1 protein-coding gene and 1 pseudogene are annotated in these 1,301 nt (G+C 64.6%); both read left to right on the top strand.

What is annotated here, in order from left to right; all coding sequences use genetic code 11:
* Positions 1-110: 110 nt before the first annotated feature.
* Entirely contained in the window at positions 111-1,136 is a 1,026-nt protein-coding gene (locus GZH79_RS05185; RefSeq protein WP_211642644.1) for an ABC transporter permease, read from the top strand.
* Positions 1,133-1,301: pseudogene (locus GZH79_RS18930) on the top strand (sugar ABC transporter permease YjfF); the annotation flags it as partial. The gene GZH79_RS05185 and the pseudogene GZH79_RS18930, both read left to right, overlap by 4 nt.

Here is a 1,301-nt window from a genome sequence, read left to right on the forward strand (position 1 = left end):
GTCGTGGTCCGCGACCGCAAGCATGTCTCGGAACTGGTCGGCGCAGAGATCGACACCGACCACATCATCAACGCCATCGCCACGCGCGGCGATGCCGAAAGGGCCACGTCATGACCCCGATCCTGCGCAGGCTTGCGCCGCAGCTGCTGACCCTGATCGCGGTTGTCGCGCTTGTGACGGCCTATTTTCCCAGCTTTCTGGCCGTCGATCTAGCGGACGGGCGTCTGGTCGGCAGTGTGATCGACGTGCTGAAACGCGGCGCACCGGTGGCCCTGCTGGCGGTCGGCATGACACTGGTGATCGCGACCCGCGGCATCGATCTAAGCGTGGGCGCGGTCATGGCAATCTGTGGTGCCGCATCCGCCTGGGCCATTGCGGGCGGCTACGGTGTGGTGCCCGCCCTTGCGATCGGCTTGGGCGCAGGACTGCTGTGCGGCCTGTGGAACGGCATTCTGGTCGCGGTCTTCGGCATCCAGCCCATCGTCGCCACCCTGATCCTGATGGTCGGCGGACGCGGCATCGCCCAGATGATTACCGAAGGCCGTATCCTGACCTTCAGCAACGAAGGTTTTGCCTTTTTCGGGGCCGGGGCCATCCTTGGGATCCCCACCCCGGTCGTGATCTGGATCTGCACCGGTATCGCCTTTGGCCTGCTGGTCCGCCGGACGGCACTTGGCCTGCTGATCGAGGCGATCGGCATCAACCGCGCCGCCAGTGCGCTGGCGGGGGTGAACGCACGGGTCCTGCTGATTGCGGTCTACGTCGCATCGGGGCTGTGTGCGGCTGTGGCGGGCATCATCGTGGCCGCCGATATCCGCGGCGCCGACGCCAACAACGCAGGCCTGTGGCTGGAACTCGACGCCATTCTGGCGGTGGTCATCGGCGGCACCTCGCTTTTGGGGGGACGCTTTTCCATCGCCGCGTCGCTGCTGGGGGCGCTGATCATCCAGACGATCGACACCGGCATCTTGCTGGCGGGCTTTCCGTCCGAATTTAATCTGGTGATCAAGGCGGGGCTCGTCGTCGTCATCCTCGTGCTGCAATCGCCCCGGATCAGCCCGCATCTGTCGCGCAAGCTGCGACGCAGACCCGGCACCGCAGAATCCCATGACACCCGAAAGGAGGTCACCGAATGAACGCGCGCATCCTGCCGCTGTATGCGACTGTCGTGATCTTTCTGATCGCCTACCTGATCTGCTACATCCAGTTTCCCGCGATGCTGTCGACCCGCGTGATCGGCAATCTTTTGACCGACAACGCCTATCTGGGCATCGTCGCGGTCGGGATGACCGTGGTGATCC

The sequence above is a fragment of the Loktanella sp. SALINAS62 genome (assembly GCF_018263905.1).
Classification (GTDB): Bacteria; Pseudomonadota; Alphaproteobacteria; order Rhodobacterales; family Rhodobacteraceae; genus Loktanella.